This is a genomic window from Fictibacillus terranigra (genome assembly GCF_030412265.1).
GTDB classification, from domain to species: Bacteria; Bacillota; Bacilli; order Bacillales; family Fictibacillaceae; genus Fictibacillus_C; species Fictibacillus_C terrinigri.
Window position 1 is genome coordinate 33,107 of the sequence record NZ_JAUHLN010000013.1, and the last position, 20,773, is coordinate 53,879.

Consider the following 20,773-nt stretch of genomic DNA (forward strand, 5'->3'; position numbering starts at 1 on the left):
GCATTTTCTTCATGTCAATTGAAGTAGGCAGCAAGTTGCAAGGTAAGGTTACAGGGATTACTCATTTTGGAGCGTTTGTCGAGCTGCCAGGAGGAACAACCGGACTTGTGCACATTAGTGAAGTTGCAGACAACTATGTTAAGGACATCAACGACCACTTAAAAGTCGGGGATGAAGTCGAAGTTAAAGTCATGAATATTGAAAAAGACGGCAAAATCGGCTTGTCCATTAAAAAAGCAAAGGATAACCCTGCGCCGATGAGAAACAGCTACGGAGCAAACAAAGGAAACTTTGGTGCACCGAAAAGCGGCGGTTTCGGCCCATCTAAAGGCGGATTCAACAAACAGCGCAAAGGTTCCCCTCGCGGCAACGGTGGTTTTAACACGGCTGTAACATTTGAAGATAAAATGAGTAAATTCTTAAAAGACAGTGAAGACCGTCTGGCAACATTGAAACGCCAAACTGAGTCAAAACGCGGCGGACGCGGAGCTCGCCGAGGCTAATAGGCTGCTGATTCCGAATGCTCAAGCTTCACAACCTTATATAAATATACAGACATCTCACAACGGGATGTCTTTTCTTTTTGAGGAATTCAGGACAATCGGCTTCTCATCTGTTCATTTGATCCAGTTTCATCTTTTCTTGTTTTGTCCAGCTCCAGTGACCAGACCCTCGGGGTCGCTCCGCTCTTGAGCAGAAAACAAAAAATCCGTTTTATGCTCTAGAACTCCAGCGCTTGTCGAGTCTAGCCGGTCACTTCACCTTTTCTTTTTATCTTTTTATGAAAAAACGTTGACAGGTTACTAGGATTCTTGTAATATACTATTTGTGTCTTTAACATGGCGGTGTAGCTCAGCTGGCTAGAGCGTACGGTTCATACCCGTGAGGTCGTGGGTTCGACTCCCTCCGCCGCTACCATGTTTTTCTGCAAAAAATGAAGAGGGCCCGTTGGTCAAGCGGTTAAGACACCGCCCTTTCACGGCGGTAACACGGGTTCGAATCCCGTACGGGTCACCATTTACTTATAATTATTCACCCTGTATTTTTGGGGACAAATGCGATGAAAAAGCATTTGTCCTAAATACAGGGTTTTTTGTATTTGTTCGTCGAGAAGTTTTTTGAACATCCTCTAATGATTTGACAAAAAATGTGAATCGGCTGTGGTTATAATGATACACACAAAAACTAAACGGGGTGGTGTGGAGGATGTATCAAAAGGCGGACAGAAATGTAATGGAACCTCTTCGGGCGATGGTTTGGTTGGAGAAAACGCAGAATCTTTCAATCGGTATGAGTAAACGCTTCATGCACAGACTGGAAAGTGTGCTCTTGAACTGGAGACTGTTGTTGTTCGCGGTTGGATTTTTACTTGGACGGGCTATGATTCTATCAGAAATAACACCTTTTGCGCTGCCGCTGATCGCGTCAGTGTTCATCTTGCGGAAGGAACGGACAGGCATGGCCATTTTATCATTGGTGGCCGGTGCGCTTTCCCATATGCCCATCAATGCATTGTACATAATAACAGGCGTCATTATCTATGCTGTCTATCAGAAAGCCGCTGACCTGCTGACAAAGAACCGGGCGAGATGGGTACCGGCTGTCGTATTCATGACAAGCTTAACCGCCAGGCTGTTGACGATTTTCTTTACTTCTGGAGTTCCGCAGATCAGTGAGTACATGATGGGGACGGTTGAAGCCGCACTTGGCATGGTACTGACCTTAATCTTTTTGCAAAGCATTCCTCTCTTAAACTTCAAGCGTATTCCTCAATCGTTAAAGAATGAAGAAATTATTTGTTTTATGATACTGCTGGCTTCTGTCATGACCGGGACCATCGGATGGGAAATACACCATTATTCGGTTGAACATATCGTATCGAGATATTTAGTTCTGATGTTCGCGTTTGTCGGCGGAGCGGCGATCGGCTCAACGGTCGGCGTCGTCACAGGGTTAATCTTAAGCCTGGCGAATGTAGGAAGCCTCTATCAGATGAGCCTGCTTGCTTTTGCCGGACTGCTTGGCGGGCTGCTGAAGGAAGGGAAGCGGCTGGGTGTCGGAGTCGGCCTTCTGATAGGTACTCTGCTGATTGGACTGTATGGGGAAGGTAATGTGGCCATTGTTCAAACCATGATAGAGTCCGCGATCGCGATCGCGTTGTTTTTGCTTACTCCTAATGCTGCAATCTCAGGCATTGCGCGCTATGTGCCCGGATCCCGGGAGCATTCGAACGAACAGCAGCAATATGTAAAGAAAATCAGAGATGTGACAGCGAATCGTGTGGAACAGTTTTCTTCCATGTTTCAGGCGCTCTCTCATTCCTTCTCATCTTATGGAGAAGATGAATATGAAGAGAGCAGCGACCGTGAAGTTGATTTGTTCTTAAGCAATATCACAGAGAAAACGTGCCAGACTTGTTTTAAGAAGGAACAGTGCTGGGCGGTTAATTTTACTAAAACGTATGAGATGATGTCCCAAATTATGACCGAGCAGGAACATTATCAAGAAATAAGGGACCGGCGCCTTAAACTGGAATGGGAAAAACATTGTGTGAAGCCGCAAAAGATCACAGAAGCCATCGCGAAAGAGCTTTCTCAGTATCGAGCGAGCCAGAAGCTAAAGCAGCAGGTGCAGGAAAGCCGGAAGCTCGTTGCCAATCAACTGCTCGGCGTTTCGCAGGTCATGGGGGACTTTGCGAAGGAAATCCAGCGGGAACATGCCAATCACCAGGTACAGGAGGGGCAGATTAAAGAGGCAATCCTTCATGCGGGCATTGAACTGGGGCATATTGATGTGTACAGCCTTGAGGCGTCCAATGTTGATATTGAACTAAGCCTGCCGTATTGCCAGGGCAGCGGGGAGTGCGAAAAGATTATCGCCCCGCTTTTATCGGATATCCTTCAGGAGACGATTGTCGTAAAAAAAGAGGAGTGCGGTTATTACCAGAACGGCTACTGTCACGTGTCGTTCGGATCGGCCCGCGAGTTTGTGATTGAGACAGGCATCGCTTCTGCGGCGAAGGGCGGGGCTTGGCTTTCCGGAGACTGCCATTCCACCATCGAACTCGGCGGCGGAAAATATGCGATCGCGATATCAGACGGTATGGGAAACGGGGAGCGGGCCTTCAAGGAGAGCAATGAAACATTGGAGCTGCTTCAAAAGATTTTAAAATCAGGAATTGATGAGGAAGTAGCGATCAAGTCGGTCAATTCTGTACTTTCTCTTCGCACAACCGACGAAATTTTTTCTACCCTTGATCTGGCGATGATCGATCTTCAGGACGCATCGCTGAAATTTTTGAAAATCGGCTCTTCGCCAAGCTTTGTGAAGCGCGGTGACCAAGTAAGGATCATTGAGGCGAGCAACCTTCCGATCGGCATTATAGAAGAGTTTGAAGTGGATGTGGTCAGTGAGCAGCTTAAGGCAGGGGATCTGCTCATCATGATGAGCGACGGAATCTATGAAGGGCCTAAGCATGTTGAGAACATTAATGCATGGATGAAACGGAAAATCAAAGAGATGGGGACAGATGATCCCCAAGCAGTCGCCGACTTGCTGATGGAGGAAGTCATTCGTACAGGATCCAATTCAATAGAAGATGATATGACGGTGGTCGTCGCTAAAATCAACCGCAATATTCCGAAGTGGGCTTCCATCCCTCATTTCCCGAAGATCAATATTAAACGCCCGAAGGCTCAATAAGAAAGATAAAGAAGAATAAAAGTATAAATCCTCTCATCGATGACAAGGATGATAACAGCAAAAACATGATGAGAGGAGACGTTTAAATATGGATTTGAAGAAAGGTACACTGCGCCAGGTGCTTTTAATCACGGATGGCTGCTCCAATCAGGGTGAGGATCCGGTTGCGATGGCAGCGCTTGCCCGTGAACACGGCATCACGGTAAATGTCATCGGCATAATGGAAGAAAACAGTCCTGAATACCTTCATAAAGGCTTAAAAGAAGTGGAGGACATATCTTTGTCAGGAGGCGGTGTCAGCCAGATCGTGTACACGGCACAGCTTTCCCAGACCGTTCAGATGGTTACCAGAAAAGGGATGACGCAGACGATTCATGGCGTCATCAACAGCGAGCTTCAGCAGATTCTAGGAAAAGATTCGACTATTGAGGACCTTCCGCCTGAAAAACGAGGGGAAGTTATGGAGGTGGTTGACGATCTCGGAGAAACGATGGATCTGGAGCTGATCATCCTTGTAGATGCGTCCGGCAGCATGGAGAAAAAGCTGGCTACCGTACAGGAATCGCTCATTGACCTCTCCATCTCTCTGAATTCCAGAATGGGCTACAATCAATTCGCTCTGTTTTCGTTCCCTGGCAAAAAGGACGATACCGAAAAGCTGATTGATTGGACTCCTCAGCTAAATTCAATTACCAGTGCGTTCAGCAAGTTATCATCGGGGGGAATTACCCCGACCGGTCCGGCCATAAAAGCCGCGATCAATGAATTCACGAACAGGCGTTCAAAAAGGAGATTGATCACCGGTGATGATGAAGAATACATCGAAGGGTCAGGTTTTTAAACTCAGAGCCGGTGAACGGATTACAGGCAAATGGCACCGAAACGAGTATTCCATCATTAGAGAACTGGGCTCGGGCGCAACTGGCACCGTTTATCTTGCCTCCGGAAGAAATGGCCAGGTCGCTGTAAAAACTGGTCATGACAGCATGGCGATTATTTCCGAAGTCAATGTGCTCAAGCACTTTTCAAGGGTCCAAGGAAAAATCCTTGGGCCTTCTTTAATCGATGTGGATGATTTCGTTCACGGCCAGCAGCAGATCCCTTTTTATGTGATGGAGTTCTTAAAAGGCGAGACGCTGTTTCAGTTCATGAAAGACCATAAGCCTGAATGGGCGGGAATTTTGCTCGTCCAGCTTCTAACCGATCTTCAGATGCTTCATCAGGCTGGATGGGTCTTTGGTGATTTAAAGCCCGACAACCTGCTTGTCGTTGGGCCGCCGCACCGCGTCCGATGGATTGATGTAGGAGGGACCACCCAAGTCGGGCGTTCGATCAAGGAATATACGGAGTTTTTTGACCGGGGCTATTGGGGCCTTGGTACTCGAAAAGCGGAACCGTCCTATGATCTGTTCGCAGCAAGCATGATTATGATCAATCTGGCTTACCCCCAGCGGTTTGAGAAAAGGAAGGATGGAGGGGGGCAGCTGAAAGAGGCGGTTAAAAACAGTTCTATGCTTTCTCCATTTCAATCGGTGCTCCTTAAAGGCTTGTACGGAAAATACAGGAGTGCCGAAGAGATGCGCAATGATATGGTTTCCGTCCTGAATAATAAGGGAACAAGCAGAATGTCGGCACCTCCTGCAAAAGGACAGCGGACGGCCAGCCGATCCGGGCAGAGGGTTAAAAAGAAAAAAAAGAAAAGAGCGGTCATGTTTGAAACGGTTCTGCTAGGTTCATTTTTATTTATTGTCTATCTGTTTTATCTGGTCAGCCAGTCCATGTAGCGGCAGTTTCAACTTCTTACAGGGTTCTCCTTTTTTGGTATACTACCCGAGAGGCTGAATTCATGAAATTAACTAGACGAAGGCAAGCAAGGCTGATCCGTTTAAGATGAGGAGAGAAGGGAATGCTGCAGGAAGTTGAACAATTCATTAAAAGGCACCATCTGATCCAATCGGGACAGACCATTGTTGTCGGTGTATCCGGCGGCCCTGATTCTATGGCGCTTCTTCACTATCTTTGGAACCGCAGAAAGGGCGACGAGCTTAACATCATTGCGGCCCATGTTGACCATATGCTGCGAGGCAGCGAGTCTGCTGAGGACCTCTTGTATGTGCAGTCCTACTGCCGGGAGAATGATATTCAGTTTGAGGGCAAACGTTTGGATGTGGCCGCCTATAAAAAAGAGAACCGATTGACGAGCACACAATCGGCTGCAAGAGAGTGCAGGTATGCCTTTTACGCCGAAGTCATGGCAAAGCATAAGGCCGATTCACTCGCCCTGGCTCACCATGGGGATGATCAGACGGAAACCATACTGATGCGGATGACAAGGGGGGGCTCTGGAACCGCGCTTGGCGGAATGCAGGCGAAACGCTCTTTTGAAGGCCGGTGTATTATTCGTCCTTTTTTAGGAATAACGAAGGACGAAATAGAGCATTATTGTAAAGTACATACGATTTTACCGAGAAGGGATCCAAGCAACGAAGGCGATGACTACGTCAGAAACCGGTTCAGGCATCATGTGCTCCCTTTTCTAAAAAAAGAGAATCCGAATGTTCATCTTCGTTTTCAGCAAATAAGTGAAACTTTTTATGAGGATGAAACGTATCTAATGGAACAGGCAAAAAGAAGCCTGGAAACTGTTGTAACAGTGAAAAAAGCATCGTTGGTTGAAGTTTCGGCTGCTAAATTTCTCAGCATGCCTATTCCTTTACAAAAAAGGGCGATTACACTAATATTAAACTATCTATATAAGCAAACACCTTCATCTCTTTCCTCATTACATAAGGAAAGCTTTTTAACTTTACTCGGAAGTGAACATCCGTCTGGAAAGCTGGATTTTCCCCGCGGTTTGCAGGTGATCCGCTCCTATGACCGGTGCAGGCTGACGTTCGGGACTGCTGAAACGATAGGCGGCTATCAAATCGAGCTGAAAATCCCGGGAACGCTCAATCTTCCTGCAGGAGTGATCACCGCTGAGTATAAAGAAGAGTATCCGGATGAAAAAAAGGGAAAAGATGTTTTTGTATGTGATGTTAAAAGTGTAAGTTTGCCAATCATTGCGAGGACTCGTAAACCTGGTGACCGTATCGCCATCCAAGGGGTAAACGGAACCCGGAAGGTGAAAGATATATTTATCGACCAGAAGCTTGAGAGGGATAAACGTGAGATATGGCCCGTGCTGGAAGACGGGAAGGGAAACATTATCTGGATCCCGGGCATAAAGCATGCAGCCGTCCCCCGTTCAAGCGAACCTAAGCAATGGTTAGTCTTACAGTTTCAAAATTTCTGCCAGGACGTCTAGGAGGCCAAAGCAGCATGCATGATGAAATTAAAGAAGTATTAATTTCCGAGGAAGTTCTCCAGGAAAAGATCAAGGATCTCGGAAAACAATTATCAGAGGATTATCAAGATCGATTTCCGCTTGTTGTCGGAGTTTTAAAAGGAGCCCTTCCTTTTATGGCTGATCTTATCAAACGGATGGATATCCACCTTGAAATAGACCTGATGGCCGTTTCAAGCTATGGGGCGTCCACTGTTTCTTCAGGGGAAGTTAAAATAATTAAGGACCTCGATACATCTCTTGAAGGACGAGATGTCATCATTGTCGAAGATATTATAGACAGCGGTCTGACGTTAAGTTATCTTGTTCAGCTCTTCAAGCACCGTAATGCCAATTCGGTTAAAATTGTTACACTGCTGGATAAACCGACTGGCAGAAAGGTCGATATCAAACCGGATCTTACTGGTTTTATCGTACCGGATGCGTTTGTTGTCGGTTATGGGCTTGACTATATCGAGCGGTACCGCAACCTTCCTTATATCGGGGTTCTGAAGCCTGAAGTATACGAAAAGTAATCCTGTTTATTTGTTAACATGCAATAATAAATGTATTTCATCGTCTCATTGTCGTTGAGGAGGTAAGGAATGAATCGGATCTTCCGGAACACCATATTTTACTTGTTAATCTTTTTAGTTGTAGTTGGTGTCGTAAGCTTTTTTAACGGAACCAACAATGAAGTGAAGAAAATTCGTTATGACCAACTAACGAATTACATTCAGGAAGGGCGCGTAAAAAGCATTGAGTACCAGCCTGAAGGCGGCGTTTATGTAGTTAGAGGCAAGCTGGAGAATGCGAAGCAGGGCGAAGTGTTTGAAACGTACACACCGGACTCTGAAGAATCCATCAAAACGCTTAACAGGCTTGCCCAAACATCAGATGTTGACATTAAGCCAGAAGAGCAGACGAGCGGCTGGGTAACATTCTTCACATCCATCATCCCGTTTGTCATCATTTTCATCCTGTTCTTCTTCTTGCTCAACCAGGCTCAGGGCGGCGGAAGCCGAGTCATGAACTTTGGCAAGAGCAAAGCGAAGCTGTATAACGAAGAAAAGAAAAAAGTAACGTTCAAAGACGTTGCCGGGGCGGACGAGGAAAAGCAGGAGCTTGTTGAAGTGGTCGAGTTCTTAAAAGACCCGCGTAAATTTGCTGCTTTAGGTGCCCGTATTCCAAAAGGGGTTCTTTTAGTGGGGCCTCCGGGTACGGGTAAAACGTTGCTTGCCCGAGCAGTTGCCGGGGAAGCGGGAGTTCCTTTCTTCTCAATCTCGGGTTCTGATTTTGTAGAGATGTTTGTCGGGGTCGGTGCATCACGTGTGCGTGACCTGTTCGAAAACGCTAAAAAGAATGCACCATGTATCATCTTTATTGATGAAATTGATGCAGTTGGCCGACAGCGCGGCGCCGGTCTTGGCGGCGGACACGATGAGCGTGAACAGACGCTTAACCAATTGCTCGTTGAAATGGATGGATTCGGAGCCAATGAAGGAATTATTATCATTGCTGCGACCAACCGTCCGGATATTCTTGACCCTGCTCTTCTTCGTCCTGGACGTTTTGACCGTCAGATTACGGTTAACCGCCCAGACGTAAAAGGAAGAGAAGAAGTACTCGGCGTCCACGCACGCAATAAGCCGTTAAGCGAGGAAGTAAACTTGAAAACCATTGCCATGCGGACTCCTGGATTCTCCGGAGCCGATCTCGAGAACTTGCTTAATGAAGCAGCACTCGTGGCAGCGCGGCAAAACAAGAAGAAAATTAACATGGACGATGTCGATGAGGCCATTGACCGGGTAATCGCAGGTCCTGCTAAGAAAAGCCGGGTTATCTCGGAAAAAGAAAAGAATATTGTCGCTTACCATGAAGCTGGTCATACCGTCATCGGCCTAGTGCTTGAAGGGGCAGATACGGTTCATAAAGTTACCGTCGTTCCCCGCGGCCAGGCTGGCGGATACACGGTTATGCTTCCTAAGGAAGACCGCTACTTCATGACAAAACCAGAGCTGCTCGATAAAATTGTGGGTCTCCTTGGCGGCCGTGTGGCGGAAGAGATCACGTTTAATGAAGTCAGCACAGGTGCGCACAACGACTTCCAGCGTGCGACAGGCATTGCCCGCCGCATGGTGACGGAGTTCGGAATGAGCGACAGGCTTGGTCCGATGCAGTTTGGTTCAAGCTCAGGCGGACAGGTATTCCTTGGACGCGATTTCAACAATGAGCAGAACTACAGTGATGCCATTGCCCATGAAATCGATATGGAAATCCAAGATATCATTAAAACTTCTTACCAACGTTGTAAACAAATCCTTACTGAGCATAATGATAAGCTTGAAATTATCGCTCAAACTCTCCTCAATGTGGAAACATTGGATGAAGAGCAAATTAAGGAGCTTGTAAAAACAGGACAGCTTCCTGAGCGAAAAGTCATTTCTTCTCCAGATAATGATGTAAAGGTTACAATTCATAAAAAGGACGAAGAAGATCGCAAGGAAGATTAATACGAAGGATGCCCCTAACATAGGGGCATCCTTTTTAAAAGGCATCGAAGTTTGTATCGATCTAAAGCGGTCCATAATTCTTAAAATCCAAACGTTAGCGAGGCATTGCCATGATCTTTGTTTTTGACGTAGGAAATACGAATATCGTATTGGGGATGTATGACGGAGATGAACTGAAGCATCATTGGAGGATCAGTACTTCCAGAGAAAAAACAGAAGACGAATACGGAATGCTCCTCCTCAGCCTGTTTGATCATGCGGCAATCGGAAAGGAAGAAGTGGAAGGAATTATCATCTCATCCGTCGTGCCTCATATCATGGCGACGTTGGAACGGATGTGCATTAAATTTTTCCATAGAAAACCTCTCGTAATCGGGCCTGGCATTAAAACAGGCCTTAATATCAAATATGAGAATCCAAGAGAGGTAGGAGCTGACCGAATTGTAAACGCGGTTGCCGCCATACACAAATACGGAAATCCGCTGGTTATCGTTGATTTTGGAACGGCCACAACGTACTGCTACATCAACGAGGCCGGACATTATATGGGTGGTGCGATCGCTCCGGGAATTAACGTGGCGACAGAAGGACTTTATAAAAATGCAGCGAAGCTTCCGAGGATTGAGTTTGCCAAACCGGAGAATATAATAGGTAAAAATACGGTTAGTGCCATGCAATCAGGACTTTTGTTTGGATATGTTGGACAAGTTGAGGGTATTGTTAAAAGGATAAAAGCTCAGGAGAAAACAAATCCAAAGGTAGTGGCTACTGGTGGAATGGCGGGCTTGATTGCAGAGGAATGTGAGCTGATCGACGTTGTCGATCCTTACCTAACGTTAAATGGCCTGCAATTGATCTATTTAAAAAACACCCGAAAATAAACAGCGTGCTTCTGAGCTATTACATGAGGATAGGTGATAATATATGTCGGATTATTTAATAAAAGCTGTGGCTTTTGACGGGCAGATTCGTGCTTACGCCATGAGCGGCAGTGAAATGGTGGGAGAGGCTCAGCGCAGACATCAAACGTGGCCGACGGCATCAGCGGCTCTAGGTCGTACGATGATGGCGAGCACCATGATGGCTTCCATGCTGAAAAGTGATAAACATAAGATAACTGTTAAGATTGAGGGCGGTGGGCCGATCGGTGCGATTCTGGTAGATGCTGCACCCAATGGACATACAAGAGGTTATGTCACAAACCCGCAGGTTCACTTTGATCTAAACCCGCAGGGCAAGCTTGATGTTGCACGCGCGGTCGGGAAAGATGGATTTTTGTCAGTAGTAAAGGACCTCGGTCTGCGTGACAATTTCACCGGCCAAGTCCCGCTTGTTTCCGGGGAGATCGGTGATGATTTTACGTACTACTTCGCGTCGTCGGAGCAAGTGCCTTCTTCTGTTGGGGTTGGTGTACTCGTTAATCCGGATAACAGCATTCTGGCTGCAGGAGGATTTGTGATTCAGGTGCTGCCGAATGCATCAGACACCATTATTGATCTTTTGGAGGAGCGAATCTCTTCTATTCCTCCGATCTCTAAATTAGTGGAAAAAGGGCTTACACCTGAAGAGATCCTTTTTGAGTTGCTTGGAAAAGAAAACGTTAAAATACTGGAGAAGATGCCGGTTTCCTTTCAGTGTACCTGTTCAAGAGACCGCATCGCCAATGCTCTCGTATCATTGGGCAGAGAGGAAATCCGTTCGATCATTGAAGAGGAAGGACAGGCTGAAGCCCATTGCCACTTCTGCAATGAAACTTATTTATTCTCAGAGGATGAATTGGAAGACCTATACAACGAGAGCCGATAAGTTCAAAGAATCCAAGCCGTATTCGGTCTATAGGTATAAAGCAGTGCATAAGAATTGACAGACGATTCGTACTGTTTTAAACTTAAACCAATGTATTTACTCGGAATTGGGAGAGTGGTAAGAGTGGCGAGAATTGCGAATTCAATTACAGAGCTTATTGGACGAACACCTGTTGTTAAACTTAACCGCATTACAAATGATTCACATGCAGACGTATACTTGAAACTGGAATTCATGAATCCAGGAAGCAGCGTTAAAGACCGTATTGCTTTAGCAATGATTGAAAAAGCTGAAGAGGAAGGCAAACTGAAGGCGGGCGACACCCTCATTGAACCGACAAGCGGAAATACCGGAATTGGTCTTGCAATGGTGGCTGCGGCCAAAGGCTATAAGGCCATTCTTGTCATGCCGGACACGATGAGCTTAGAGCGAAGAAACCTGCTGCGCGCATATGGCGCTGAACTTGTCCTGACCCCTGGTGCTGAAGGAATGGGCGGGGCGATCCGCAAGGCGGAAGCTTTATCTAAAGAACATGGCTACTTCTTGGCCCAGCAGTTCAGTAATGAGGCGAACCCAGAAATCCATCGTCAAACGACCGGAAAAGAAATTCTAGAGCAATTTCCGGATGGACTTGACGGATTTATTTCAGGAATCGGAACAGGCGGCACAATCACCGGTGCGGGGGAAGTACTGAAGGAAGCCTATCCTGATATCCGGTTGTACGCCGTTGAGCCTGCTGATTCACCTGTACTCTCAGGAGGAAAACCAGGCCCGCATAAAATACAGGGAATCGGTGCTGGATTTGTACCGTCGGTCTTAAATACGAAGGTATATGATGAAGTTGTACAGATCACAAATGACGAAGCCTTTGAATTTGCACGCCGTGTGGCAAAAGAAGAAGGAATCCTCGGCGGAATCTCCTCAGGGGCAGCCATTGCTGCTGCTCTAAAAGTGGCAGAGAAGCTGGGCAAAGGGAAAAAAGTACTTGCCATCATTCCGAGTAACGGTGAACGGTATTTAAGCACGCCGCTGTATCAATTTGATGAAACAGAATAATCAATGGATGAAGCTGACAATTTGTCAGCTTTTTTTATGAAGGTTATTAATGGATAAAAAACTTAGAATAGAAATCACTTTTTTATCCCCAATTTAATCACTGCTTCAGTTACAATAGTATCCATAAGAACGATCAGGAGCGTGACGAGTGTGCCTTATCCAAAGTGTGAAGAGCGAAAGATTATGTTTGATAAAATTTTCTTATCCAAAAACGAATGGTTTCGCCGTTACAGAATGCTGTCGGCCAATGAAGAAAACCATGTCTTGCTTGAAAGCGGGCGGAGCGGAAAATACAGCATCATGGGACTCACCCCTGTTGCTTGTATTACTGGCAAAAACGATAAAGCATCCATTCGATATAAGGACCATATTACGACGAAGAGAGGCAAACTCCTTCCGATCATCAAGAACTGGCTGAGCGTGTTTTCGTGTAAGGTTCCAGCGGGGCTTCCTGATTTTAATGGAGGGGCCATCGGGTACTTCAGCTATGATGTGGCACGGGAGATTGAAAAGCTTCCCGACAAGGCAGAGGATGATCTGCAGCTTCCGGATGTCTCTCTTATGGTATTTGATGATGTGTTCGTCTACGATCATGAGCAAGAAGTGCTTTGGCTCATTCTTCATTACGAAAAGCAGGATCAACAAAAGGCTGAGAGCAAACTCGCACGTTATAAATCAGAATGGACCGCTGATATCCAAAGCGGCATGCCGGCAAAAAGCGAGAAGCCTCCTTTTTCTTTTCTCCAGGAAACGGTATCCATGGCAGAAGAAGATTTCGTGCAGGCTGTCAAACAAGTGAAAGAATATATTGCCGCAGGGGATGTGTTTCAGGTCAATCTTTCTGTTAGGCAGTCAAAACCGCTCATGTCCATGCCACACGAAATTTATGATGAACTCCGCCGGTTCAACCCATCGCCGTATATGGCTTATTATCATTCGCCTGAAGTTCAGCTCGTCAGCGGTTCCCCTGAATTATTGGTGAAAAAAAAGAAAGACCAAATCAGTACACGCCCTATCGCAGGGACACGCTCGAGGGGAAAGACGGAAGAGGAAGACAGAAGGCTTGCATTAACGCTGATCGAAAACGAAAAAGAACGCGCGGAACATGTCATGCTGGTTGATTTGGAAAGAAACGACCTGGGCAAGGTAAGCAAGTACGGCAGCGTGGAAGTAGATGAGTTTATGACGATCGAAAAATACTCACACGTCATGCACATCGTTTCGAATGTGAGGGGAATACTTCGTGAAGACTGTGACGCCTTTGACTTGATCTCTGCGACGTTCCCAGGGGGGACGATTACAGGTGCACCGAAAATACGGACGATGGAAATTATTGAAGAACTTGAGCCTGTACGCAGAGGAGTATATACTGGCTCTATCGGGTGGATTGGCTACGACGGCGACATGGAATTGAACATCGCGATCCGCACGATGGTCTGCAAGGACGGAATAGCCCATGTACAGGCTGGTGCCGGCATTGTGATCGACTCAGATCCTAAAGCGGAGTACAAAGAGTCGCTGAAAAAGGCAGCAGCCCTATGGCGGGCAAAAGAATTAAGTGAAGAAAGCAAATACGAATTAGTTTAGCTGAGCTTAGAGGAGGAAGATGAGAATGATTTTAATGATTGACAATTACGATTCATTTACGTACAACCTTGTGCAATACTTAGGAGAGCTGGGAGAAGAACTTATTGTTAAGAGAAATGATGAAATAACGATTGAAGAGATTGAGGCGCTTCAGCCCGATTTTCTTATGATCTCACCAGGCCCGTGTTCGCCGAATGAAGCAGGAATCAGTATGGAAGCTATCAAGCGTTTTGCAGGAGAGGTTCCGATCTTCGGGGTGTGTCTCGGCCATCAGTCGATCGCTCAAGTATTTGGCGGGGACGTGATCCGCTCCGAACGCTTGATGCACGGAAAGACGTCGGCGATCTCCCATGATGGCAAGACCATATTCAGCGGCCTTGAAAAAGAATTTAAGGCGACGAGATACCACTCTCTTATTGTAAAAAAAGAAACGCTGCCAGAGTGTTTTACTGTATCGGCTTGGACCCCGGAAGGAGAAATCATGGCCATTCGCCATAAGACACTCCCTGTAGAAGGGGTGCAGTTTCACCCGGAGTCGATCATGACATCATCCGGCAAGCAATTGCTGCGCAATTTTATCGATCAATACAAAAATAAAGGGAACATGGTATGTACCTCTCTATAGATGGAAAACTTGTAAGTAAAAATGAAGCTTCGATTTCCCCGTTTGACCACGGATTTATGTATGGCCTCGGTGCTTTTGAAACGATCAGGGTCTATGACGGCCATCCGTTTTTATGGGAAGAACATATGAAGCGTCTAAAAGAAGCTCTCGTTGAGCTGAATATTAAGCATGAACTGGACAGTGCAGCCGCATGGATTGATACAAGGCGTTTAATGCGGCGAAACAAATGGAAAAACGCATATATCCGATTCAACATATCAGCAGGAACCGGAGAAGTCGGCCTGCAGACAGATCCATACTTGAACCCGACGGTCATCATTTACGGCAAACCGTTGCCCGAGTACGGACCATATAACGAAAAGGAGCTTGTTGTGCTCCAAACCAAGCGGAATACCCCTGAAGGAAGAATTCGCTTAAAGTCCCATCATTATTTAAACAGTATCCTTGGAAAAAGGGAGCTGAACAGGCCTCATGAGCAGGAGGGCTTGTTTTTGACAGAAGATGGCTTTATCAGTGAAGGAACCGTTTCAAATGTGTTCTGGGTGAAGGACAGTGTCCTCTGTACACCTTCCATAGCAACAGGCATCTTAAACGGAATCACAAGACAGTTCGTGATCGCCTGTGCGGCCAAGATGGGAATGTATACCGAGGAGGGTTTATACACCACTCGTGATCTGGAGAATGCGGACGAGATCTTTTTAACGAATTCGATTCAGGAAATCGTCCCCGTACGCAGCTTTCAGGGAAAGGACTTTCCCGGTGCCGGCGGGAACACTGCTCATTCGCTATTATTTCTATATCATTCATGCAGCAAAAGTTTATGGAACATTGATGAACTTGTTTGAAGGGAGAACCTCTGATGGGACAGACAGCAACAGCCAAGAATCTTAATTTCATAACCTGTGGCCCATACACGCTGGATTTATCGAAGAAAACGTATGTTATGGGGATATTGAATGCCACTCCGGATTCCTTTTCTGATGGAGGCAGGTACAACACGATCCAGCGCGCAGTTGACCATGCGAAGCAAATGGTGGAAGACGGTGCCGATATTATTGATATCGGAGGAGAGTCGACCCGTCCGGGCGGCGAAAAGGTAGGGGCAGAGGAAGAATTAAGGCGTGTGATCCCGGTCATCGAGGCCGTCTCCCGCGAAGTCAATGTTCCGATCTCCATCGATACGTACAAAGCAGAAGTCGCTGAAAAAGCCATTCTAGCCGGAGCTCATATCATTAATGATGTTTGGGGAGCAAAGGCGGATGAACGGATGGCCTCCACAGCGGCAAAGCTCAACGTGCCGATCATTCTCATGCATAACCGGACGGATCGTAATTATGGTGAATTGATGCCTGATATCATTGCGGATTTAAACAGGAGCATCGCCATTGTATCGAAAGAAGGCGTGAGACCCGAAAACATCATATTAGATCCCGGAATCGGGTTTGCCAAAACCCAAGAGCAGAATCTCGAAACGATGAGAAACCTGGACCAGATTGTGGAGATGGGATATCCCGTTCTCTTGGGAACTTCCAGAAAATCCATGATCGGGCATGCCCTCGATCTTCCTGTGAATGAACGAATGGAGGGTACGGGCGCCACCGTTTGCCTCGGCATTGAGCGGGGTTGTACAATTGTTCGCGTGCATGATGTTAAAGAAATGGGCCGCATGGCAAGAATGATGGATGCCATGCTCGGAAAAGGATGAAAACGCATGGATAAAATATATATGAACGGCCTTTCCTTTTATGGTTATCATGGTGTTTTCCCTGAAGAGAATAAACTCGGCCAGCGGTTTTTTGTTGATCTAATCCTTGAAATGGATCTTCAGCCCGCGGGTACAACGGATGATCTTGAAAAAACAGCAAACTACGGTGACATCTATGCCACCGTAAAAGAGATCGTTGAAGGTGAGCCGATAAAATTGGTCGAAACGGTAACGGAAAGCATCGCCTCGTCTCTTCTTTCCAGTTACCCGCTTATTCAGAAATGCACGGTTAAAGTCATCAAGCCCGACCCGCCGATTCCCGGGCATTACGACTCTGTTGCCATAGAGATGACCCGGAGCCGAGCCTGATGAATAGTGTTTACCTTTCACTCGGTTCCAACCTGGGGAACCGGGAGGAATATATAAGGAAGGCCATCGAGGCATTAAGTGATCATCCCGCCATTGAAGTCGAAAGGATATCTTCGCTGTATGAAACAGAACCGGTCGGTTTTACTGATCAGCCCCCTTTTCTGAATTTGGCAGTAAAGGTGCAGACAAGCCTGTCTGCAGAAGCTTTGCTGAGCATAAACCAGGAAATTGAGAATCAGCTGGAAAGAATACGCAAAATCAGATGGGGCCCAAGGACAATCGACCTTGACATTTTGTTGTATAATAATGAACGTATACAGTCAGAACAGCTGCACATTCCGCATCCGCGCATGCTGGAACGTGCTTTTGTGATGATTCCGTTGCTTGAGATTGCTCCAGATCTTACATTCCCAGATGCAGGCGTATCATTGAATGACGTCTTCAGGCAGCTGCAGAATAAAGAAGGTGTGCACATATGGAAGAGGAAAAGTGGGGCAGGAGAATACGGGCCTTTCGAAAGCTGAAGGGCTATACACAAGAAGGACTTGCGAAGGACTTGGGGATCTCTGTTTCTATACTTGGAGAAGTAGAACGCGGCAACCGCAAACCGAAGGACGAGCTCATGATTAAGATTGCAACGATCTTTCAGGTTTCTATAGATGAATTAACGCAAGACCATGTCAAAAATAAAGCGAGGTGAAAAAGAATGTTGAAAATCGGTGGTATTACGATGAAGAATCCTGTAGTTCTCGCACCTATGGCTGGTGTCTGCAACCCGGCATTCCGCCTGATCGCCAAGGATTTCGGAGCGGGGCTTGTTTGTGCCGAAATGGTAAGCGATAAAGGGATTCTTTACGAAAATGAAAAATCTTTAAGAATGCTTTACGTAGATGAGAGAGAAAAACCGCTTAGCCTGCAGATCTTTGGAGGGGAACGCGAATCTCTCGTTGCGGCAGCTAAGTATGTAGATAAGCATACAAATGCCGATATTATAGATATCAACATGGGTTGTCCGGTACCGAAGATCACAAAATGTGACGCAGGAGCGAGATGGCTTCTGGACCCAAATAAAATTTACGAGATGGTTGCTGCTACAGTAGATGCTGTTCAAAAGCCTGTGACGGTCAAAATGCGTGTCGGCTGGGATGAAGACCATATCTTCGCTGTACAAAACGCACAAGCAGTAGAACGGGCCGGCGGTGCTGCAGTAGCTGTCCACGGCCGGACGCGTGTGCAAATGTATGAAGGGAAAGCGAACTGGGATATCATCAAGCAAGTAAAAGAGAATGTTTCCATTCCGGTCATCGGAAACGGAGATATCTCTACTCCTCACGATGCCAAGCATGCGCTTGAGACTTACGGTGTGGATGGCGTTATGATCGGCCGCGCGGCGCTTGGGAACCCTTGGATGCTCTACCGGACCGTTCAGTTCCTTGAAACGGGAGAAACCCCTGCGGAACCGACACCAAGAGAAAAGATCGATATCTGCATGCTTCATATGGACCGTCTCATTGACCTTAAAGGGGAAGTGGTGGCCGTTCGTGAGATGCGCAAGCACGCTGCATGGTATTTAAAAGGCCTTCCTAAAACAGGTTCGGTCCGAAACGAAGTAAATACAAAAACAACAAGGGATGAAATGAGCAAGCTCCTCTACGGGTATATTGAAGAAGTAGAAGCCATACAACAAGAAAAAGTGAGCTAAGCCAATCACCCTATTGATTTTAACCGACAGCCAGAACCTATTTCTGGCTTTTGTTGCACTTATGTTTTCTTCATTATGACGCTTCCTGGTGTGTTCAAAAAGTATTATTTTTAATAATGATATGGGGGTAAAGCAAATGGACCATGAAACGGTTTTGCTTACGAACGAAGGCACCAGGAGGCTTAAGCATGAGCTTAAAAGCTTAATCGCGGAAAAAGAAAAATGCACCGCTGAGGAAGAAGGCCTTTTTCTGGACAAGAGGATCAAACAGCTTGAACAGGTGCTGATCCATGCCCAGCTTCTCTCCAGCGAAAAGGAGCCGGGGCAAACTGCGGAAGTAGGATCCACCATTACACTTCTCGAACTTGAATTTCAGGATGAGATGACCTATACGATCGTCCATCCCTATGAAGCCGACCCGAGAGAGTTTAAAATCGCGGCGGATTCCCCGGTGGCTCAAGCGGTTATCGGCAAGCCGCTGAATGCCAAGATTCATATCTCCCTTCCAGGGGGCCATATTTCTTATAAAATCATTAACATACAAAATTGCAAAAGGTAGGAGAGTTTTCATGAGCCAGGACTTAGAATTAAATGACTTGCTGCGGGTCCGCAGAGAAAAAATGAACAGCATCCGTGAAAGCGGAAAAGATCCGTTCGGCACGAAATACGTCCGCACACATACCGCTGCTGACATAACAGCCCAATATCAAGATGTATCCAAAGAAGAACTGGAAGAGCAAGCAATTGAAGTGACGATTGCAGGACGCATCATGACCAAGCGCGGAAAAGGAAAAGCCGGGTTTGCCCACGTTCAGGACCTTACAGGACAAATTCAGATCTACGTGAGAACAGATGCAGTAGGCGAGGAGCAGTATGATCTGTTCAACACGATTGATATCGGTGACATCGTAGGAATCACAGGCACTGTATTCAAAACAAAAGTAGGGGAACTTTCCGTAAAAGCAAAAGATTTTCAGCTGCTGACGAAATCACTCCGTCCGCTGCCTGATAAATTCCACGGGCTTAAAGACGTAGAACAGCGCTACCGTCAGCGGTATGTCGATCTGATCATGAACCCTGAAGTAAAAGATACCTTTATCGCCCGCAGTAAGATCATCCGCTCCATGAGACGCTACCTGGACGATCACGGATATTTGGAAGTTGAAACTCCAACCATGCATTCCATTCCTGGAGGGGCATCTGCGCGGCCGTTCATTACGCACCATAACGCCCTAGATATGGAGCTTTACATGCGAATCGCTATTGAGCTTCATCTGAAACGCCTCATTGTCGGCGGTTTGGAAAAGGTGTATGAGATCGGCCGCGTATTCAGGAACGAAGGTGTTTCTACCCGCCATAATCCTGAATTTACGATGATCGAACTATATGAAGCTTATGCGGACTATCACGACATCATGGAACTTACCGAAAACCTTATTGCTCATGTTGCGAAAGAGGTACACGGCAGCACGACCGTAAAATACGGCGATTATGAAGTAAATCTCGAGCCCCGCTGGAAACGAGTTCACATGGTTGATGCTGTAAAAGAAGCAACAGGTGTAGACTTCTGGCCGCAAATGAGCCGTGAGGAAGCTGTGGCACTGGCTAAAGAACATAATGTTCCTGTAACAGACAATATGTCTTACGGACATATCGTGAACGAGTTCTTTGAACAATTCGTGGAAGAGACACTCATCCAGCCTACCTTTGTATACGGCCACCCAGTTGAGATTTCTCCGCTTGCCAAGAAAAATCCTGAAGATGAAAGGTTCACTGACCGATTTGAATTGTTTATCGTCGGCCGTGAGCACGCGAACGCATTCTCTGAGCTTAATGATCCAATCGATCAAAGAGAGCGTTTCGAAGCCCAGCTCAAAGAGCGTGACCAGGGGAACGACGAGGCGCATATGATGGATGAGGACTTTGTCGAAGCACTGGAGTACGGTATGCCTCCTACTGGCGGACTAGGGATCGGAATCGATCGCCTCATTATGCTTCTGACCGACTCTCCTTCTATCCGGGATGTACTGTTATTCCCTCAAATGCGCCATAGCGATAAGTAATGGCGCTCAGGTTCAGACCGTCTGCACAACGTTTGCAGACGGTTTTTTTATGCTTTCAAAAGAAATCTCAACTTTTTTCTTAAATAGTGTTGCAAGACATTCGAAAAGGTGATATATTATTACCTGTCGCTGCAAAGCATATCTGCTCAACAAACTTTATAAAAACTTTTTAAAAAAGAATGTTGACAGCTTAAAGGCAGCGTGGTAAGATAATAAAGTCGCCAATGAGCGACGGCAAACGACAGCATAAACGGTGAAGTTTGACACAAAATGTTCTTTGAAAACCAAACAAAAGCCAGGTAAGTCAGGGATTTTACAAT

The 20,773-nt window shown here is 46.4% G+C and carries 20 protein-coding genes and 2 tRNA genes; all 22 read left to right on the top strand.

Annotated features, from left to right (window positions below; translation table 11 throughout):
• Window positions 1-11: 11 nt before the first annotated feature.
• The 22 genes from QYF49_RS25380 to lysS all read left to right on the top strand — a co-directional run bounded on the left by QYF49_RS25380 (window position 12) and on the right by lysS (window position 20,453).
• Window positions 12-503, top strand: a complete 492-nt coding sequence (locus QYF49_RS25380; RefSeq protein WP_290402341.1) for a S1 domain-containing RNA-binding protein — start codon at window positions 12-14, stop codon at window positions 501-503.
• Window positions 504-841: 338 nt separating this feature from the next.
• Window positions 842-918 (top strand) — tRNA-Met (locus QYF49_RS25385).
• A gap of 24 nt (window positions 919-942) precedes the next feature.
• Window positions 943-1,017, top strand: a tRNA-Glu gene (locus tag QYF49_RS25390).
• Between the two features lie 189 nt (window positions 1,018-1,206).
• Window positions 1,207-3,702 (top strand): stage II sporulation protein E, encoded by a 2,496-nt coding sequence (gene spoIIE, locus QYF49_RS25395; protein ID WP_290402342.1) that lies wholly within the window; start codon window positions 1,207-1,209, stop codon window positions 3,700-3,702.
• 94 nt (window positions 3,703-3,796) lie between these two features.
• Window positions 3,797-4,543 carry a VWA domain-containing protein gene (locus QYF49_RS25400; RefSeq protein WP_290402361.1) on the top strand — a complete coding sequence of 249 codons (747 nt, stop codon included), beginning with the start codon at window positions 3,797-3,799 and terminating at the stop codon, window positions 4,541-4,543.
• A complete protein-coding gene (locus tag QYF49_RS25405; RefSeq protein WP_290402362.1) occupies window positions 4,509-5,486 on the top strand; it encodes a serine/threonine protein kinase in 978 nt (325 codons plus the stop codon). Before QYF49_RS25400 ends, QYF49_RS25405 begins: the two co-directional genes overlap by 35 nt.
• 122 nt (window positions 5,487-5,608) lie before the next feature.
• Complete coding sequence (tilS, locus tag QYF49_RS25410; RefSeq protein WP_290402343.1) at window positions 5,609-7,009, top strand: tRNA lysidine(34) synthetase TilS; 1,401 nt, start codon at window positions 5,609-5,611, stop codon at window positions 7,007-7,009.
• A 14-nt stretch (window positions 7,010-7,023) separates the two neighbouring features.
• Window positions 7,024-7,563 carry a hypoxanthine phosphoribosyltransferase gene (gene hpt, locus QYF49_RS25415; protein WP_290402344.1) on the top strand — a complete coding sequence of 180 codons (540 nt, stop codon included), beginning with the start codon at window positions 7,024-7,026 and terminating at the stop codon, window positions 7,561-7,563.
• Window positions 7,564-7,632: 69 nt separating this feature from the next.
• On the top strand, window positions 7,633-9,540 hold the full coding sequence (gene ftsH / locus QYF49_RS25420) for an ATP-dependent zinc metalloprotease FtsH (RefSeq protein WP_290402345.1): 1,908 nt from the start codon (window positions 7,633-7,635) through the stop codon (window positions 9,538-9,540).
• Between the two features lie 110 nt (window positions 9,541-9,650).
• Window positions 9,651-10,421 (top strand): type III pantothenate kinase, encoded by a 771-nt coding sequence (locus QYF49_RS25425; RefSeq protein ID WP_290402346.1) that lies wholly within the window; start codon window positions 9,651-9,653, stop codon window positions 10,419-10,421.
• Between the two features lie 43 nt (window positions 10,422-10,464).
• Window positions 10,465-11,346, top strand: a complete 882-nt coding sequence (gene hslO, locus QYF49_RS25430; protein WP_290402347.1) for an Hsp33 family molecular chaperone HslO — start codon at window positions 10,465-10,467, stop codon at window positions 11,344-11,346.
• 123 nt (window positions 11,347-11,469) lie between these two features.
• Complete coding sequence (gene cysK / locus QYF49_RS25435; protein ID WP_290402348.1) at window positions 11,470-12,402, top strand: cysteine synthase A; 933 nt, start codon at window positions 11,470-11,472, stop codon at window positions 12,400-12,402.
• Between the two features lie 183 nt (window positions 12,403-12,585).
• On the top strand, window positions 12,586-13,989 hold the full coding sequence (pabB, locus tag QYF49_RS25440; RefSeq protein ID WP_290402349.1) for an aminodeoxychorismate synthase, component I: 1,404 nt from the start codon (window positions 12,586-12,588) through the stop codon (window positions 13,987-13,989).
• Between the two features lie 25 nt (window positions 13,990-14,014).
• Entirely contained in the window at window positions 14,015-14,614 is a 600-nt protein-coding gene (pabA, locus tag QYF49_RS25445) for an aminodeoxychorismate/anthranilate synthase component II (protein WP_290402350.1), read from the top strand.
• Window positions 14,599-15,459 (top strand): aminodeoxychorismate lyase, encoded by an 861-nt coding sequence (pabC, locus tag QYF49_RS25450; RefSeq protein WP_290402351.1) that lies wholly within the window; start codon window positions 14,599-14,601, stop codon window positions 15,457-15,459. Before pabA ends, pabC begins: the two co-directional genes overlap by 16 nt.
• 14 nt (window positions 15,460-15,473) lie before the next feature.
• Entirely contained in the window at window positions 15,474-16,319 is an 846-nt protein-coding gene (folP, locus tag QYF49_RS25455) for a dihydropteroate synthase (RefSeq protein ID WP_290402352.1), read from the top strand.
• A 6-nt stretch (window positions 16,320-16,325) separates the two neighbouring features.
• Window positions 16,326-16,688 (top strand): dihydroneopterin aldolase, encoded by a 363-nt coding sequence (gene folB / locus QYF49_RS25460; protein WP_290402353.1) that lies wholly within the window; start codon window positions 16,326-16,328, stop codon window positions 16,686-16,688.
• Complete coding sequence (folK, locus tag QYF49_RS25465) at window positions 16,685-17,212, top strand: 2-amino-4-hydroxy-6-hydroxymethyldihydropteridine diphosphokinase (protein ID WP_290402363.1); 528 nt, start codon at window positions 16,685-16,687, stop codon at window positions 17,210-17,212. Before folB ends, folK begins: the two co-directional genes overlap by 4 nt.
• A complete protein-coding gene (locus QYF49_RS25470) occupies window positions 17,164-17,388 on the top strand; it encodes a helix-turn-helix domain-containing protein (RefSeq protein ID WP_290402354.1) in 225 nt (74 codons plus the stop codon). The genes folK and QYF49_RS25470 overlap by 49 nt, the downstream gene beginning before the upstream one ends.
• 6 nt (window positions 17,389-17,394) lie before the next feature.
• Complete coding sequence (dusB, locus tag QYF49_RS25475) at window positions 17,395-18,390, top strand: tRNA dihydrouridine synthase DusB (protein ID WP_290402355.1); 996 nt, start codon at window positions 17,395-17,397, stop codon at window positions 18,388-18,390.
• 136 nt (window positions 18,391-18,526) lie between these two features.
• Window positions 18,527-18,949, top strand: coding sequence for a GreA/GreB family elongation factor (locus QYF49_RS25480; protein ID WP_290402356.1), 423 nt, complete (start codon window positions 18,527-18,529; stop codon window positions 18,947-18,949).
• A gap of 10 nt (window positions 18,950-18,959) precedes the next feature.
• The gene (gene lysS, locus QYF49_RS25485) at window positions 18,960-20,453 is read left to right on the top strand and encodes a lysine--tRNA ligase (RefSeq protein ID WP_290402357.1); all 1,494 of its coding nucleotides are present in this window, start codon (window positions 18,960-18,962) and stop codon (window positions 20,451-20,453) included.
• The last annotated feature ends 320 nt before the right edge of the window (window positions 20,454-20,773 follow it).

What these genes read in the sequence shown, in the direction of transcription:
- pabA (WP_290402350.1), top strand. Translation starts at nt 14,015, where the DNA reads ATGATTTTAATGATTGACAATTACGATTCATTTACGTACAACCTTGTG.
- QYF49_RS25470 (WP_290402354.1), top strand. Translation starts at nt 17,164, where the DNA reads ATGGAAGAGGAAAAGTGGGGCAGGAGAATACGGGCCTTTCGAAAGCTG.
- folP (WP_290402352.1), top strand. Translation starts at nt 15,474, where the DNA reads ATGGGACAGACAGCAACAGCCAAGAATCTTAATTTCATAACCTGTGGC.
- folB (WP_290402353.1), top strand. Translation starts at nt 16,326, where the DNA reads ATGGATAAAATATATATGAACGGCCTTTCCTTTTATGGTTATCATGGT.
- QYF49_RS25405 (WP_290402362.1), top strand. Translation starts at nt 4,509, where the DNA reads ATGATGAAGAATACATCGAAGGGTCAGGTTTTTAAACTCAGAGCCGGT.
- QYF49_RS25425 (WP_290402346.1), top strand. Translation starts at nt 9,651, where the DNA reads ATGATCTTTGTTTTTGACGTAGGAAATACGAATATCGTATTGGGGATG.
- spoIIE (WP_290402342.1), top strand. Translation starts at nt 1,207, where the DNA reads ATGTATCAAAAGGCGGACAGAAATGTAATGGAACCTCTTCGGGCGATG.
- lysS (WP_290402357.1), top strand. Translation starts at nt 18,960, where the DNA reads ATGAGCCAGGACTTAGAATTAAATGACTTGCTGCGGGTCCGCAGAGAA.
- QYF49_RS25480 (WP_290402356.1), top strand. Translation starts at nt 18,527, where the DNA reads ATGGACCATGAAACGGTTTTGCTTACGAACGAAGGCACCAGGAGGCTT.
- QYF49_RS25380 (WP_290402341.1), top strand. Translation starts at nt 12, where the DNA reads ATGTCAATTGAAGTAGGCAGCAAGTTGCAAGGTAAGGTTACAGGGATT.
- ftsH (WP_290402345.1), top strand. Translation starts at nt 7,633, where the DNA reads ATGAATCGGATCTTCCGGAACACCATATTTTACTTGTTAATCTTTTTA.
- pabC (WP_290402351.1), top strand. Translation starts at nt 14,599, where the DNA reads ATGTACCTCTCTATAGATGGAAAACTTGTAAGTAAAAATGAAGCTTCG.
- pabB (WP_290402349.1), top strand. Translation starts at nt 12,586, where the DNA reads ATGTTTGATAAAATTTTCTTATCCAAAAACGAATGGTTTCGCCGTTAC.
- dusB (WP_290402355.1), top strand. Translation starts at nt 17,395, where the DNA reads ATGTTGAAAATCGGTGGTATTACGATGAAGAATCCTGTAGTTCTCGCA.
- tilS (WP_290402343.1), top strand. Translation starts at nt 5,609, where the DNA reads ATGCTGCAGGAAGTTGAACAATTCATTAAAAGGCACCATCTGATCCAA.
- hslO (WP_290402347.1), top strand. Translation starts at nt 10,465, where the DNA reads ATGTCGGATTATTTAATAAAAGCTGTGGCTTTTGACGGGCAGATTCGT.
- hpt (WP_290402344.1), top strand. Translation starts at nt 7,024, where the DNA reads ATGCATGATGAAATTAAAGAAGTATTAATTTCCGAGGAAGTTCTCCAG.